Here is a 15,021-nt window from a genome sequence, read left to right as displayed (position 1 = left end):
ATAGAATCATGAGATATAAAGAAAAATGCCCCCAAATTAATTTGGGGGACATCTTTCTAACCAAGGTTTAAGCTGTTAACAATCCTTCGCTAACAGCTAAACTGTTATTTCCGCATTGCCATCCATAGCTTGACACCTCCGTTTTATAATAATGTGTTATTGAACACAATATTATTATGGTCATAATCTAAAAAAATATTATAGGAATAAATAGGAAAAATTTATTAAAAGCGATTACTGTTATGTGTAGCCTTTTTAATGAATTAGATTCGATTCAAAATTTCTTTCTAATGTTTTTAATGATAAATCCACTTTTGGGCAAAGTGGGAATTCTTGAAATACTATAACTCAAATCTTGTTCCGGAACTTCAAAATCAACTTTGTTAACAAGAAAATCCAAACTTGCTTTCATGATTTCAATAGTAATACCTTCTCCAGGGCAACGATGTCCCTTTTTAGGATCACCGCCGCCTTGAGGGATAAAACAAAATGTCCTGTCTTTTTGTTCCATAAAGCGCTCAGGCCGAAATTCATCATAATTCCATATTAGGGAATCATGATTCATCCCATAAACGTCAAGCATTACAAGCATTCCTTTTTTGAAATCATACTGATTCCAGGCAAAATCCTTGTGTACTCTTGCTCCTAAAAATGGAGTAAACGGATAGTAACGGCGGACTTCCTGTACAAACATTTCAATATAATTATTATTTCCGCGCATCAGTTCTTCCTTGCACTCAGGATGCTCATACATTGCCAACGCTGTAAAAGTAATGTATGTTGAAATAGCGACAATTGGTCTTATTACGTTTATAAGCTCTTTTGCGGCCATTTGCAACTCCAATTGATTGCCATCAGGCTCCGTGTGAAAAGCCATCAAATTAAGTGCCGAATCATCTTCTACTAACAGCTTCCCTTGTCTCACTTCCTCTATTATTCCTCTTATCCATTCTTCTGTTCTATTTCGTGCCGCTTTTCCTTTCCAGTATCTAGACCCAACTCCGCCTAAACCATCAACCATTGAATAAAAATCATCTGCCCTGCTTTCTATATCAGATTCTTTCAATGGTACTCCGGTCCAAAAGCATGCTACCTTACATATAATATTTTTAGCCTCATGAGAAAGTATTATTTCATTTTTATTTATCCATTCATTAACAGAATCTTTCATTTCTTTCTCAAAGAGCTCCGCAAGTTTCTTTTGATGAGCTTCAGTCATTAATGACATAAAAAATAGTTTTCGCTGAATATGTGCATTATTATCCATACCCTGAATAGCATTAACTCCAAACAGAGTTTTTTGTATTCTTTTGGGCATTGCACCTTTTCGTTGAAATAACTCTTCATCGTAAAAAATTTTACAAGCCTCTTCTCCGCTTATACAAATTACTTTTTCTCCCATTATATGAGTTTCAAACATATTACATTGATAAAGATCCATTCTATTTTTGATAAATAGATATCCTTCTTCCAATAATTTAAGAGTATTATCTAAACCTTTATCATAAGCAATTCTTTCTTTAACTTCCATTTCTTTTCTTCTTTCTGTTTTCATTATGATTTTGCATTGAAAATTTCCTTTTAATTTATTATCTCTGTATTATAAATAGTTATACTCAGATCAATTGACCTTAATAAAGATAAGCCCTTTATAGGGGCTTATTGGTGATTTTATGGATCTCGAACCTGCTCTTATTCGTTTGTTCCCTCTATAAAAAAGTCCACCCGCCTGTTCTTCCTTTTGCCTTCATTGGTAGAGTTATCATCGACAGGATAATATTCGCTGTAGCCGATGGCAGAAAACTTTTTTGCTTCGATTCCGGAGGTCTCCAACAACCACCTAAGAACATTAACGGCACGGCTTGTTGAAAGCTCCCAGTTGCTGTCATAGATATGGGTATTAATTGGGCGGTTATCCGTATGGCCTTCTATCCTTACCATTCTAAAGGAGTCCTGGTAGGTGACCAATATTTCGGAAATTTTCTGTAGCACAGGTTCCGCAGCATCATCGATTTCGGCTCTTCCCGAATCAAAAAATACGGAAGCCGCAACACGTAGCAGAATCTGATCGTTCCCCAGTTTTGTAACGCTTAATTCGTCGGTAAGCTGTTCTTCCTCTATGTATGCTTTAATGTATTCGTAAAGCTTGTTAAACTCTTCCGCATTCGATTCAAGGTTGTTTTGCTGCTGTACCGCAGCCTGGCTGGCCGCAGCTGCTTCTTTTTCCCGTTTATTTTCCTGAATCGTAAGCGCTTGATTCATCATTGCAAAGGCGAACAAAATTACGAAAATAGCAAGCAAATCAGTCATTAAGTCACTGTAACTGTCTTGCCAACTTGCCTCATCCTCCTCATATTCCTCTTCGATCCTATGGAATCTGCCCATAACTAATCAGTCACCTCCTTGATTTAAAACGAGATTTCGGCCTTCCATCCTTTTCCCCATCCGTATCCAGACTTATATTTGCAAACGCCTGCAATTCTTCTCTGATAAGCCTTGGGTTTTTCCCCTGCTGTATGCCTGACAGACCCTCGATCAGGAGCTCTCTTCTTGTTTCTTCCTCTTTATTCATAAATTTAAGCCTCTTAGCCAGAGGAGAAAAAATGACGTAAGCGAGAAAAGCCCCGTAAAAAGAAGAGACCAGTTCCAGCGCCATCATTGGGCCCAAAGTGCTTGCATCATCCAGATTATTCAGCATTGGGATAAGGCCTACATAGGTTCCAAGAAGCCCCAGAGCAGGAGCCGTAGCCGCTATCATATCCAGCATTGCGGCACCCTTCTGATGACGCTGTTTCATGAAGTAGGTTGAACCTTCCAATAAATTTCTCAGCTGCTCTTCATCCGCACCATCAATGATAAATTGAATTCCCTGCTTCAGGAATGCATCATCAGTTAAATCATCAAGGTAGTTTTCAAGAGCCAGCAGGCCATCCTTACGTGATATTTCTGCGCATCTGACTAACGTAGCAATATCCGTTCTTAAATTAAACTGTGCTTTCGAAAATGCCTTTTTAATGACGGTTCCAATGGTTTTAAGCCTTTGTGGAGGAAAAGCCATTATGGTAGCTCCTATGGTTCCACCGAAAATAATAAATGCCGAGGGTATGTTCCAAAATAGATCTGCATGTCCGGATACAAATACAGATCCGACAATCAGAGAAGCACCAAATACAAGTCCGATCAATGTTGAGCTTATAAATTTAAACATTGAAAACCTCCTAACAGTAATTTTCAGAAGCGTAAACCTCTTAAGTATTTTGCATGACAATTTAATATCGGTTGATTCAGCATAGGATTTAATGGCAGTTAAGAGACCAAATGTTTTCTTTATATTTTCTTTATATCACTTCAAGAATGCCTGTTGGCTTTCATAGACGCAGATAAAAGCAATCTCAATGATTGGCTTGTCCGAGAACACCAACAGCTTCGACGCTTCGTTAAGCTGCTGCCGCCCTACATAACCATGGATTGCCATGCACACCGTATCAGTAAACATTCGGTGCAAATGATATTTTGAATACTGTACAGCGATTGCAACCGTTTCAAGCTCCAGCTTGTCATCAAGATGATTTTCGATAAAGTCGATAACCGTTTTAATTACTATTTGATTTTCTCGGTAAAACCTATACCGATTATTTTAATCGCAGTGCTTGGTCATGGTGGAAATAGTCTAAAGTGATTGTATCCTGTAATTAAATAATTGTAATCCAGTTATATTTCCAGTCAATAAGCCATCAGCTCCGGCATATGATATCGATAGAACAATAAAGGAGATTTCTATGATTACTGAACAGCAATATGTAATCCTCTCACTTGAGCTAAATATGTTTTTTGGTCGCATTATGAAAGAACATTCCTTATTCTTGGAGGCTGGCTTTACTCCGGCCAATCCTGACTTTTCCAATGTTGCTGATCAATACAAGCAGCAGTTCGAGGCTATTTTACATAATGCCGTAGTATTGGGGAATGGCATTATCAGCCCTATTGTGGCGTCCTCCGGTGAAATCGTCACGGATTACACCCTTGGCAGCGAACAAAAAACACAATACTTTACCGGCATAGCCATCAATCAGGAGATCACAAAGCTGGAAGAAGCACTTTATGGCGCGGTCAATCCCTTGATTACCCCTGCATTGATACAGCAGGTAAGCCAGCTTAATGCCCTCGTCAAACCAATGCTGGAGGGACTTATCGATTTCAAGACAGGAATATTGAATGAGGTATTGTCCTGTCGCATGTTCACAGCAAACTACCCACTGCTCATTGACCATATCCTGCGTGAGGCAAAAATGTATTATAGCCATTTAGTCGCGCTGGAAAACCAGCAGAATCCGGAGGAAACCCTAAAAGAAACCGAGCTGTTTTGGGATCAAATTATGATGGAACATGCATTATTTATCCGAGGTTTGCTTGATCCAACCGAATGCGATCTCATAAATACTGCGAATAATTTTGCTGGGGAATATTCTGATTTAATACAAGCGGCAAGAGCGGCTACTGATATGACGATTGGCAGCGTAACGGGTACAACCTTACAACAAACTGAAAAGTACCGCGATTTCAAAGAAGCGGGTACAAAGGGGCTCAATGAATGCAAAATACGCAGTATTATTTTACCTTTGTTGGCGGATCATGTGCTGCGTGAATCAAACCATTATATCCGATTGCTTCGACAATTGCCTTAACGCTCTTCTTAAAAAGGTTCTACTCTATAGGTCTAAAATCAAGGAGTTCATCTGCGGCCATTCTTGTATTTTTGTTGCTTAGGGGCAGTGCTATGCACCGCCCCTTAAACTTTTTAATTGCAACCTTTTAATCGTATTCAAATTGAAATACGGCTGTATTCTATGTTCCATAAAACTGCTTTCCTATTCAATCAAATTCAGTTTATCTGCCTGAATAACTGGACAAAAAAGAACTACCCGCTTAATATCATAGCTGATAGTTCTTTACGAATTTAATTCATTTATATTTCTTCCTGTTCGGTTATTAATCTTCATATATCGTCATCACTTAAGTCTAAAACTTTTTCAAAAATCAGGCTATCAGCCCAACCATCACCTTTCAAAATATACTGGCTATACTTTCCGACAAATTGAAAACCATTTTTTATTAGAACAATTTGAGAGCCTACATTATGAGGTGAGGTTCCAGCTTCAATTCTGTGTAACTTATGCACCAGGCTTGCTTGCTTAATAATTAGCTTTACAGCTGCGGTTGCAAATCCTTTCCCTTGATGTTTTTCACCGATACGGTATCCTAACTCAGCTTTACATAAAGGTTCCTTTATAACGTCAGTAAGGTTAGCTCTGCCAATAACATCACCTTGAGCATTCACCACCAGATACATATAGTGAATATCTTTTTCTTGTTCAGCTACTAAATTTTCTACTATTCCTTGAAACGAGGTGCGATTATAATAAGCGTCACTTCGAGACAAACCAATAGTATCAAAATAGGAACGGTTTTCCACTTCAAATTCAAAAAGACTGTCTGCATCATCCAAAGACAATAGCTTAACTGAAACTTTATTCACGAGATACCCCCTTTAATTATATAAATAATCCTTTTGAATATACTATCACCCAATTTATTTATTATCAATATTAAGTTTTCATAAGGGAGAGATCCTGGCAGTACGGAATCCGCTGTTGGAAGAAAAAGGATTTCAGATGAGAGAAAATACAGCGACATGTAGGCAATTGACATCGGATACATTTCCATGCTATACTACCAATACAACAGAATAGCTCATGAGGGAGTAGTTAGCGCGGACTGTTCCGCGTGTCAAGTCAACATACTGACCATTATGGTCTGGCTTGTCTTAAAAAACGAGACTCATGTATAGCCCAGGCTATACATAGGTCTTTTACTTTATATTGACTCAAGTATAACCTAACAGGGTTGTACGGGAGTCTTTTTTTGTTGAACAAACGATATGGTACGGAGGAAGTAAAATGAATTTAATCGAACTCTTTATTCTCGCAGTAGGGCTATCTATGGACGCCTTTGCCGTGGCGATCTGCACAGGGCTGACAATGCCGAAAGCTACAGTAAAAAAGGCAATGATTGTCGGGCTGTACTTTGGCTTATTTCAAGCTGTTATGCCGCTTATAGGGTATTTTGTAGCCACATGGTTTGCAGACAAGATTATCTCGTATGACCATTGGATCGCATTTGCACTGCTCTGCTTTCTAGGCGGTAGAATGATTTTGGAAAGTTTCAAAGAAGGGGGCTGCCCTGACAGAGTCTGTCCACTTGAAACATGCAAAGACAGAACTTGCCCCGGGGGGAAACGGCCTGACAACAGTGAAGCCTCTCTAAAGCCCGACGAGATGCTGCCCCTTGCCCTTGCCACGAGTATAGACGCTCTGGCTGTGGGAGTGTCCTTCGCCTTTCTACAGGTCAACATCGCTCCGGCGGTTTCTCTTATCGGGATTACAACATTTGCCTTATCCATACTCGGTGTTAAAATAGGTAACATATTCGGCACAAGGTTCAAATCAAAAGCGGAGTTGGCCGGAGGTATTATATTAGTTTTAATTGGTTTAAAAATTTTACTTGAGCATTTGGGGATTATTCGTTTTTAAAATATAGCTGGGATATGCATGGAGAATACTTAGCCTTCGTCCCTGCAACCGTTTAGTTTCGTCACCGCTAACTTATAGAAATAGCAATTTGTTAATGATAATGGAGTAAATGCTGACGAAATTGAAGCATTTTGCTTTATAGAGCCAGGGACTTTGAAAGAAAAAACCGTAAATATGTAATAAAACTAAGAGACAGCAGAATAAATGGAAGCGTATAGATATACTTTCTTGTTATCAAAAGATCATCTGACGCCTACCTATAATCTATGCTGCAATCACTCTTATCTTTCTGCAAAGATTTTAAAATAAATGCATGTACTTGTAATATTTTAAACAGTAGGTATAATATAATAAAGAAAGGCAATCGCCACAGGGTGGTTGGCTAATTAGAAAAGCAAAAACCTTCCCAACCGGCCAAAGTACAGGGAAGGCTTTTTGCATTTAGTGACATGTCATAAAGACGAATGTCAGCAGTGCCAGAAGGAACATACCAAAAGACATTAGGTCCTTAAAGTCATAATACTTCATGAGCAACACCTCCATTCTATGTAGAATCGAGGCCTACCACCCTATACACGATTGCCAGCAGTTTGTACCTGCCAGTATAATTATATGTACCAACTTGAAAATATACCAATAAAAAACGAAAATATCTGAAAAATCCCTCTAGGACAAAGTCATTGTCTGAGAGGGATTTTTAGTAAATGGATTGGTTCCAGTGGAACTCCGGCAAGATCGGTTACTGCTTATCTTAGTACGCCGTTTTCATCGGGAGTAAATGCTTTGGATGATGTAAGCATTCGGCCATCTTTTTGCAGATAGTATGTATTGTCCTCCAGGGTGAGGAACCCTGTTCTCATAATTCCACTTTCTGGATCCAGGTAATACCAGTCACCGTTATCATTTAGCCATCCTGTATATAGCAAGCCATTTATATCATAGAAATACCAGGAAGCGTCTTTTTTAATCCAGCCGGTTTGCAAATCCGATTTGCCAGAATTGGGGAATACCATAATCTTTGAAACAGTATTATCCTTCGACCATACCAGACAATTGCGGCCTTTTGACAGGTCATGGACCGTAACAATGTTACGGGTTAAATATGGAAATAGTTTGCTTTGATCTGTTATGCTGTATTGTTTCCCTGTATCAGAGGTAAGGATACCGGTCTGCCCGTCTGAGTTTATATTCATAGACGCTACAGTTATGTATTCCGGAACCTGGTAATCAGCCGGGACTTTACAAAGCACTGTAATGGCATTTGACATAGGCGGCAGGCTAAGGGTCATAACCGGGCTAATGTCAGCATAGATAAATTCCCCCTTCTGTATTTGTTCGGCTGTTACAGGATCTCCGCTGACGGAATTTAGAATCCTTGACTCAGTGGAAAGGTTCAGGATGATTTCCTGGTCTGCGCTTGCACCGTCTTTCCGTATCATACGGAGTCTGTTATCGGAAACCTCGGTTACATTTCCGTAGATACGTATGGAACTGGGTAATGAAGCTGGTTCCTCTGCCTGTGTTATAAACGCACTCCCTGACAGGACCAGTGCTAGGGAGCTAATGCCGGTTAACAATAATTTTAAATATTTATTCATGTTCGTACCTCCTGTTTTTTATAAGATAAGTATAACAGCAGATCCCAGATTTTGGCATTACAATATATTTACAATTTACTTAATGAAAATTTCATCTGAATGATATGGGGACTTTTTTCAGTCTCCTCTTCTCCCGGTTCTGTATATTCATCATCTGTATCATCTGTAAAATCACGAAGAATTGGCTTTAGAATATAATAGACTATAAAGGTTAAGACAGAAATGTAAAATCAGGATAAGGAGGACTTTTTATGAATGCGAATGAATACAGTGATGGATACGAAGATAGAGATACCTGTTATGATTGTGACCATAAATGCAGTGAGTGTGATTGCGTTTGTAAATTTGAGAGGATCCCAAAGCCTTTAAAGCCTAATAGAACACGCTTAAAATGTGGTACGTCATCAGGGACTCTGGTATTTCCTGTTGAGACCCCTGCCGGAGTTACATTTACATTAGCTACTGTAAATGTAGACACCAAAAGGATGAAACAGCCATGTATCCAATTAGAGTTTGCAAATAATATCATTACTACCGATGCAACTATAATTCTTAACTTCCAGGTTTTTAAACAATGCAGAAATCAATTGACACCTATTCCCGTAGGGCCAATTTGGACGTTTTCACCCTCTACTGAAGAAACGGAAGGTAATACCATTGGTAATACCTTCTCATTTTATGTATGCGATTGTGATACAACCTGTGATGAATGCTGTATCTATAGTGTAGTAGTTACTCAAGCTGGCATTACTACTACCGGTATAACAACTATTATCAATTCATCTCTTGCTGCTGTCATTGTTGATGGTTCATGTAATTACTAAGGTTAAAGATTTCAGTTTACTCCATGAACTTTGGCTGCAGAAAGGCGAGTTCCTACAACTATGGGATACTCGCCTTTTATTTACATATTTTTTAACTGATTTGCAACGATTTCTTAATCAATTTCATTCTCTAACTGCTGTTCCATACGAAAAAGCTTCATATATTCTTCCAGAATCAATTCTGTCACCAGATAAAAACCAATCCTTGATGTAATATCGGCATCCCTGTAGCTCAGTTTCCTAAAATAGGCATACAGGCTTACCACACTGCTGCCGGAAATAGGGTTCTGACTCATTCCTGTAAGCGTCACGATAGGAACTCCCCTTGTCTGGGCAATGTAGGAAAGCTTGCATATGATATCAGTACTTCCAGAATAACTGATGAAAAAAGCGATCTGCCCCTGTGTTAAGTTATTGGCATACAAGATGCAGTTATCACGGTCATCAGGGACAATAATGATCTTATTTAAATGCTCAAGCTTTTTTGCCAGATCCAAGGCCACGATCCTGGAAAGACCCAGTGCAAAAAATATTACCTGGCGGCTTTCATAAATCAGCCTTGCCGTTTTCTCAATGTTCTGCCGTGAATTGATGGCCAGTGTCTGTTTTAAGCTGTCCATAACAGAGGTCTGCTGCTCAGCGGCCTCTATTCCATACTGTTTCCGGTCATGTATGATCTGGTATTTCAACTCACTGAACCCGTGATAGCCCAGTTTTTTACAAAGTCTCACAATGGAGTTGGGTGACAGATATAACTCTTCCGCCACCTTGGCAATCTTTAAATCTTGCAATATGCCGTAATGTTCCAGTAAATAATTAACAATTCTTTCTTCTGTAGGATTCAGCTTTATTCCCCTGTTTGACAGCTGGTCAAAAAAATTCATCTTTCACCCTCCGGAGCCCTTTTCTCATGATGTGAAATAATACACATTTTGTGTTTATTTATACTTCTCGTATATAAATAATAATATACTTCCAAACACTTGTAAATCAAAATAAATCCTATATTATAAAGCTATAATTTCATACCGGTATTGAAATCATTACATTAAGGAGACGGAGGGTCTTAAATGAAAGAGTTTTGGCAAAAATTCGGAAAATCGCTGCTTCTGCCTATTTCTACCATAGCAGTCGCCGGTATATTCAGCGGTCTTGCAGCAGCAATGCAGAACAGTGCAATTGTAGGGGAAACATTTGTAAATCTTGTTTACGTTCAGAATTTTATTGGTTTTATCCGTAAGCTGGCCGGACTGGTATTCGGAAACCTGCCTTTATTTTTCTGTATGTCCATCGCTATCGGCATGGCAAAGGATGAAAAACCGACCGCGGCATTTTCCGCTGTCCTGGGCTTCCTTGTATTTCATTACACTTTAAATTACATTCTGGGGCTGAACGGTATTACCGCTGAATCCACAAGCATCAGCAAGCTTATGGAACAGGGGATGTCACAGGTGGACGCAACCATTGTAAATGCTAAATATGAGACCATGCTGGGATATTTCACACTCCGCATGAATGTATTCGGAGGCATTCTGGTAGGACTTCTTGTAAACGCTTTACATAACCGGTTCTACACGATCACTCTTCCAAGCGCCGTTAATTTTTTCGGTGGAAAACGCTTTGTCCCGCTGATTACCATTATCACCATCCCACTGGCTGGGATCGCATCTTACTTTATCTGGCCGTTCTTTAACACATTCATCGGACTGATCGGTAACTGGATCAACTCCATTGGAGTATTCGGACCATTTGTATACGGTGCTGCCAACAGGCTTTTGATTCCTACCGGACTTCATCATATTCTAAACCAGGTTGTACGCTTTACACCGGTAGGCGGAACAGCGACCATTGATGGTCAGACTGTCATGGGCGCATTAAATATTTTTAATACTGCTATTGCGTCAAACAGCCAGGTCCCAAATGATGTATTCCAGATGGGCGCCCGCTACGTAGGCCAGGGGCACTCCCTTATCGTCATCTTCGGCCTTCCGGCTGCTGCCTTTGCTATGTACCGGTCTGCAGATGATCAAAACAAAAAAAGAGTCAAGGCACTGCTCTCCGCAAGCGTTACCGCGTCAATTCTTACGGGTGTTACGGAGCCGCTGGAATTTTCCTTTATGTTTATCTCACCGGTGCTCTTCCTGTTCCATGTAATCATGACTGGGATCGGCTATATGACGGCCGCTTTGTTCCATTGCAGCGTTGGGGGCGTACAGGCAGGACTGATTGATTTTACAATTTTCGGTATCTTCCGGGGAGCACAGAGCAAATGGTACCTTGTGGTACTGATCGGCATGGGTATGGCGGTTATCTACTACTACGGCTTTACCTACCTGATCCGAAAGTTTAATATTTCAACTCCCGGAAGAAATGAAGGGGCTGATACAGAAGACGAAATAACGCCACTTGTGAATTCCGGAAGCGGCACAAAGATGGCGGAACAGATCCTGGAATACTTAGGCGGCAGAGAAAACATCGATGAAATCAACAACTGCTTTACCAGACTGCGTGTTACCATCAAGGACATGTCCCTGGTTCAAGAGCACAATTTAAAATCAACCGGCGCAACAGGTATTGTCTGTCCTTCTGCCAATCAAATACAGGTCATCTACGGTTTGAAAGTTGAAAGCATTGCAAGAGATGTGAAAGCATTGTATCACGCGAAGCATACTGGAAAGGATTAAAATAAAATGAAACATAAGTTAAAGATTACGATCGTGGGAGGCGGTTCCACATGGACCCCCGGAATATTGAATGCATTTATCCGCCACATGGATTCTCTCCCGGTCACAGAATTGGTTCTTTATGATATTAACGCAGAACGTCAGGCTCCTATTGGAGAATATGCGCAGCTGCTATTCCGCCTGCACGCTCCTAAAGTAAAAGTCACTTATACAACAAGCAAAGACGCTGCCTATGACTCCGTCGATTTTGTTATGGTTCAGATCCGTACAGGCGGATATCCTATGCGGGAAAAGGATGAAAAGATCCCCATGGAATTCGGAGTGCTTGGCCAGGAAACCTGCGGACCCGGCGGTTTTGCCTACGGGATCCGTTCCTTAAAAGACATGATCGAAATTGTAAAGGATGTGCGTAAACACAGTCAAAATGCCTGGATCCTGAATTATACCAATCCAGCCGCCATTGTAGCTTATGGCCTGCAGCGAGAGTTTCCAGATGACAAAAGGATTCTCAATATCTGTGACCAGCCGATCAACCTGATTCATTCTTTCGCAAAGCTGCTCGATGTACCGGCCGAATCCCTGGAACCCACCTATTTCGGACTAAACCATTTCGGATGGTTTACCCATCTTTACAATCAGAACGGCCAGGATCTGCTTCCCCATCTAAAGGAGCGGATAAAGGATAAGGGATTTCTGCCAGCCGATGCCGCCGAGCGCGACCCTTCCTGGCTCGATACTTATGCACTGGTACAGGATATGGTTAATGATTTTGATGAGTATGTGCCTTCCACCTACCTCCAATACTATATCTATCCTGAGTACAAGGCTTCCAAGTTAAACCCGGATTATACCAGAGCAAACGAAGTCATGGATGGTCGTGAAAAACAGGTGTTTTCCGAATGCCGCCGTGCAGTCAGTCAAAACAGTCTGGATGGGATCCATGTAGTAAAAAATGAAGCGCACGGTGATATGATCCTGTCCATAGCGGAAGCTATCTACTTAAATAAAAATGCGTACTATGTTATAATGGTTAAAAATGAAGGGATCATCGAGAACCTTCCGGATGATGCAGTTGTGGAAGTGACCTGCCTGCTGGGCAGCCGCGGGCCCAAACCGTTCCACACCGGACCTGTCTCTGTTTTTTATAAGGCATTGCTGGAAAACCAGTACGCCTACGAACGCCTGACCTGCGAAGCTTATTTTGAAGGCAATTACACAAAAGCATTGCAGGCACTGACGTTAAACCGCACCGTTACAGACGCCAAGAAAGCGAGAAAGATCCTGGACCGCCTGATTGAAGAAAACAAAGGCTATTGGCCCAAACTGACCTGAAAGAAAGGATTGTATCTATGTGTAAAATGATTATAAATGCAGATGACTTCGGTTATTGCCGGGCTGTCAATTATGGGATCATAGATGCTCATCTGCAAGGGGTACTTACATCAACAACACTTATAACCAATACTCCTGGCCTTCAGCACGCTGCCGCCCTTGCAAAAGAATGCCCCTCTCTGGGAGTCGGCCTGCATTTAAACATCGCCCTTGGGCAGCCTCTTACCAAAGGCAGCACTCTGACCGGAAAAGACGGATCTTTTATTAAGCCACGAAATCTATCATCCTCCCACAATTATCTGCCGGAAGATATCCTGGCAGAACTAGAGGCTCAATACCAGCGGTTTGTAGAGGTAATGGATAAAAAACCGACCCATCTTGACTCCCACTTATTCACAACAGACAGCAATCCTGCTATGGCTGCTGCAGCCAGGACACTCGCAGAAAAATACCGGCTTCCGCTGAGAAACCACGATATAACAGGCTTTCCGCACGTGGATTTTATACAATTCCGCACGTACCACGGGGAACCGGGGCTGTCTTATGTATACGATCATATGGACGATATCTCTTCCAGGCCATTTGTGGAACTGATGAGCCACCCGGCCTATGTGGACTCATATCTGCTCCAATCCTCCTCTTACAATCTGCAGCGCCTTGCAGAACTGGATTTTCTGGTTAACAGTAAAACAAAAGATATGCTACAAAAATATTCGGTCGAATTGATTAATTACAGTCAGCTGTGATTAGTAACACAGAGGCATCCGGGAATAAAATCCGGATGCCTCTGTGTCTTTCTACATTCTTGTATCGTGTTGTATAGTTTGCTGCGTAGTACGTTACTATCAATCTCCTTTTTCATAGTATAAACCTCATAATTATTCAATAATAATAAGCAATATCTCAGAATAGGCCTGGGTAATCAGCTCCGAACCCGGTTGGCTCAACGGGACTGTGGGGCTTATGGGTCCCGTACCCTGTAATTTAAGAAAAACGGGGCCTTTTAATGGCTGCATAAGGAAAACGGGGCGTCTGCGAACAGACGCCCCGCTCCAATACTGAATCATTCGAAGCTGCTTTATTGTTTTAAAAACACAAAATTGTAAGGGTTGCTTTTTGTACCTCTTAGGAAATACCAAGGCCAGCACTGGCATAGCCTGCGATGGTGGCTGCCAGATCGAGACCAGCCGTGACCTCTGCGGAGAATACCAAAAGCAACCTGGTTCCTACGGTAACAGGAATGTTCAATCCAGTAGTTACACCGCTGCTGATACTCCCGATAGAAATCAATCCCGTGAGGGGAGGCGACAGCGTAACCACTGCGCCCGGCACCGCAACGAAGGTGTTGTTAGGTGTGGCGGATTGGAACAACTGAGCGGTTACTGTTACAGTCGAGCCAATCAGGCTAACCGCAGCGCTAATGCTCAAATAACCGGCCAATGAGGTAATAATCCCAGCCCTGGGCATGGAAAACGCCAAGTTCGTCAGCCCCAGCAGATTGATTGTTCCGCTGGAAGCGGAGATGCCGGGAAGGTTGCTCCCGAATCCAACTGCGCTGGAGGTGTTAAGCAATCCTCCGAGCACTGTGGTCAAATTAACAGGTGTACCGGACGCAAACGGAATAATTGCTCCATTGCCCGCCAAGCCGATAGCGCCAGTAGGACCGGTGGGACCAGTGGGTCCAGTAGGCCCTGTTGCTCCAATAGGCCCTGTAGGTCCCGTGGGGCCTATTGGACCCGTAGGTCCCGTGGGGCCTATTGGACCCGTAGGCCCTGTATCACCAGTAAGTCCTATTGGTCCTGTGGGGCCTGTTACACCAGTAGGTCCTGTAGGTCCTGTGGGGCCTGTTGCACCAATAGGTCCTGTAGGTCCTGTTGCTCCAATAGGTCCTATTGCACCGGTAGGTCCGGTGGGTCCTGTTGCTCCAATAGGTCCTATTGCACCGGTAGGTCCGGTGGGCCCTGTTGCTCCAATAAGTCCTATTGCACCGGTA

At 41.8% G+C, this 15,021-nt stretch carries 13 protein-coding genes and 1 pseudogene; 6 read left to right on the top strand and 8 right to left on the bottom strand.

The window, feature by feature from the left end; genetic code table 11:
* Positions 1 to 274: 274 nt before the first annotated feature.
* The 4 genes and pseudogenes from cypC to AC27IJ_RS15375 form a co-directional block, all read right to left on the bottom strand.
* A complete protein-coding gene (gene cypC / locus AC27IJ_RS15390; RefSeq protein WP_487149646.1) occupies positions 275 to 1,531 on the bottom strand; it encodes a CYP152 family fatty-acid peroxygenase CypC in 1,257 nt (418 codons plus the stop codon).
* 161 nt (positions 1,532 to 1,692) lie between these two features.
* On the bottom strand, positions 1,693 to 2,385 hold the full coding sequence (locus tag AC27IJ_RS15385; RefSeq protein ID WP_312504131.1) for an OmpA/MotB family protein: 693 nt from the start codon (positions 2,383 to 2,385) through the stop codon (positions 1,693 to 1,695).
* A 10-nt stretch (positions 2,386 to 2,395) separates the two neighbouring features.
* Positions 2,396 to 3,208, bottom strand: a complete 813-nt coding sequence (locus AC27IJ_RS15380; protein ID WP_487149644.1) for a motility protein A — start codon at positions 3,206 to 3,208, stop codon at positions 2,396 to 2,398.
* Between the two features lie 144 nt (positions 3,209 to 3,352).
* A pseudogene (locus tag AC27IJ_RS15375) lies at positions 3,353 to 3,604 on the bottom strand (helix-turn-helix domain-containing protein); the annotation flags it as partial.
* A gap of 175 nt (positions 3,605 to 3,779) precedes the next feature.
* Here AC27IJ_RS15375 and AC27IJ_RS15370 point away from each other — a divergent pair.
* The gene (locus tag AC27IJ_RS15370) at positions 3,780 to 4,685 is read left to right on the top strand and encodes a DUF2935 domain-containing protein (protein WP_487149642.1); all 906 of its coding nucleotides are present in this window, start codon (positions 3,780 to 3,782) and stop codon (positions 4,683 to 4,685) included.
* Between the two features lie 311 nt (positions 4,686 to 4,996).
* On the opposite strand, the gene AC27IJ_RS15365 is transcribed toward AC27IJ_RS15370, so the two are convergent.
* Positions 4,997 to 5,536, bottom strand: coding sequence for a GNAT family N-acetyltransferase (locus AC27IJ_RS15365; protein ID WP_313260779.1), 540 nt, complete (start codon positions 5,534 to 5,536; stop codon positions 4,997 to 4,999).
* Positions 5,537 to 5,957: 421 nt separating this feature from the next.
* Here AC27IJ_RS15365 and AC27IJ_RS15360 point away from each other — a divergent pair, with 421 nt between their 5' ends.
* Positions 5,958 to 6,590 carry a manganese efflux pump MntP gene (locus tag AC27IJ_RS15360; protein WP_312445853.1) on the top strand — a complete coding sequence of 211 codons (633 nt, stop codon included), beginning with the start codon at positions 5,958 to 5,960 and terminating at the stop codon, positions 6,588 to 6,590.
* Positions 6,591 to 7,336: 746 nt separating this feature from the next.
* Here AC27IJ_RS15360 and AC27IJ_RS15355 read toward each other — a convergent pair.
* Entirely contained in the window at positions 7,337 to 8,188 is an 852-nt protein-coding gene (locus AC27IJ_RS15355) for an N-acetylmuramoyl-L-alanine amidase family protein (RefSeq protein ID WP_312445855.1), read from the bottom strand.
* Positions 8,189 to 8,439: 251 nt separating this feature from the next.
* On the opposite strand from AC27IJ_RS15355, the gene AC27IJ_RS15350 reads away from it, so the two are divergent.
* Complete coding sequence (locus AC27IJ_RS15350; protein WP_312504124.1) at positions 8,440 to 9,012, top strand: DUF4489 domain-containing protein; 573 nt, start codon at positions 8,440 to 8,442, stop codon at positions 9,010 to 9,012.
* Positions 9,013 to 9,125: 113 nt separating this feature from the next.
* On the opposite strand, the gene AC27IJ_RS15345 is transcribed toward AC27IJ_RS15350, so the two are convergent.
* Complete coding sequence (locus AC27IJ_RS15345; protein WP_312504123.1) at positions 9,126 to 9,896, bottom strand: MurR/RpiR family transcriptional regulator; 771 nt, start codon at positions 9,894 to 9,896, stop codon at positions 9,126 to 9,128.
* A gap of 186 nt (positions 9,897 to 10,082) precedes the next feature.
* On the opposite strand from AC27IJ_RS15345, the gene AC27IJ_RS15340 reads away from it, so the two are divergent.
* From AC27IJ_RS15340 to AC27IJ_RS15330, 3 genes are read left to right on the top strand one after another with little or no spacing between them, the layout of a single operon-like run.
* Complete coding sequence (locus AC27IJ_RS15340; RefSeq protein ID WP_312445859.1) at positions 10,083 to 11,696, top strand: PTS transporter subunit EIIC; 1,614 nt, start codon at positions 10,083 to 10,085, stop codon at positions 11,694 to 11,696.
* Positions 11,697 to 11,702: 6 nt separating this feature from the next.
* Entirely contained in the window at positions 11,703 to 13,028 is a 1,326-nt protein-coding gene (locus tag AC27IJ_RS15335) for a family 4 glycosyl hydrolase (RefSeq protein WP_487149638.1), read from the top strand.
* A 17-nt stretch (positions 13,029 to 13,045) separates the two neighbouring features.
* Positions 13,046 to 13,774, top strand: coding sequence for a ChbG/HpnK family deacetylase (locus AC27IJ_RS15330; protein ID WP_312445861.1), 729 nt, complete (start codon positions 13,046 to 13,048; stop codon positions 13,772 to 13,774).
* Positions 13,775 to 14,153: 379 nt separating this feature from the next.
* Here AC27IJ_RS15330 and AC27IJ_RS15325 read toward each other — a convergent pair.
* A partial coding sequence (locus AC27IJ_RS15325; protein ID WP_487149636.1) for an exosporium glycoprotein BclB-related protein occupies positions 14,154 to 15,021 on the bottom strand: 868 nt, incomplete at its 5' end.

Source organism: Lacrimispora sp. YZC11, from assembly GCF_057543815.1.
The sequence above is the reverse complement of the archived record's forward strand: the minus strand, read 5'-3'. Positions and strand labels throughout refer to the sequence as shown.

Bases quoted from the DNA above. Each gene is read 5' to 3' on its own strand.
- AC27IJ_RS15385 (WP_312504131.1), bottom strand. From the start codon at position 2,385: ATGGGCAGATTCCATAGGATCGAAGAGGAATATGAGGAGGATGAGGCA.
- AC27IJ_RS15345 (WP_312504123.1), bottom strand. From the start codon at position 9,896: ATGAATTTTTTTGACCAGCTGTCAAACAGGGGAATAAAGCTGAATCCT.
- AC27IJ_RS15370 (WP_487149642.1), top strand. From the start codon at position 3,780: ATGATTACTGAACAGCAATATGTAATCCTCTCACTTGAGCTAAATATG.
- AC27IJ_RS15330 (WP_312445861.1), top strand. From the start codon at position 13,046: ATGTGTAAAATGATTATAAATGCAGATGACTTCGGTTATTGCCGGGCT.
- AC27IJ_RS15350 (WP_312504124.1), top strand. From the start codon at position 8,440: ATGAATGCGAATGAATACAGTGATGGATACGAAGATAGAGATACCTGT.
- AC27IJ_RS15335 (WP_487149638.1), top strand. From the start codon at position 11,703: ATGAAACATAAGTTAAAGATTACGATCGTGGGAGGCGGTTCCACATGG.
- AC27IJ_RS15355 (WP_312445855.1), bottom strand. From the start codon at position 8,188: ATGAATAAATATTTAAAATTATTGTTAACCGGCATTAGCTCCCTAGCA.
- AC27IJ_RS15360 (WP_312445853.1), top strand. From the start codon at position 5,958: ATGAATTTAATCGAACTCTTTATTCTCGCAGTAGGGCTATCTATGGAC.
- cypC (WP_487149646.1), bottom strand. From the start codon at position 1,531: ATGGAAGTTAAAGAAAGAATTGCTTATGATAAAGGTTTAGATAATACT.
- AC27IJ_RS15340 (WP_312445859.1), top strand. From the start codon at position 10,083: ATGAAAGAGTTTTGGCAAAAATTCGGAAAATCGCTGCTTCTGCCTATT.
- AC27IJ_RS15380 (WP_487149644.1), bottom strand. From the start codon at position 3,208: ATGTTTAAATTTATAAGCTCAACATTGATCGGACTTGTATTTGGTGCT.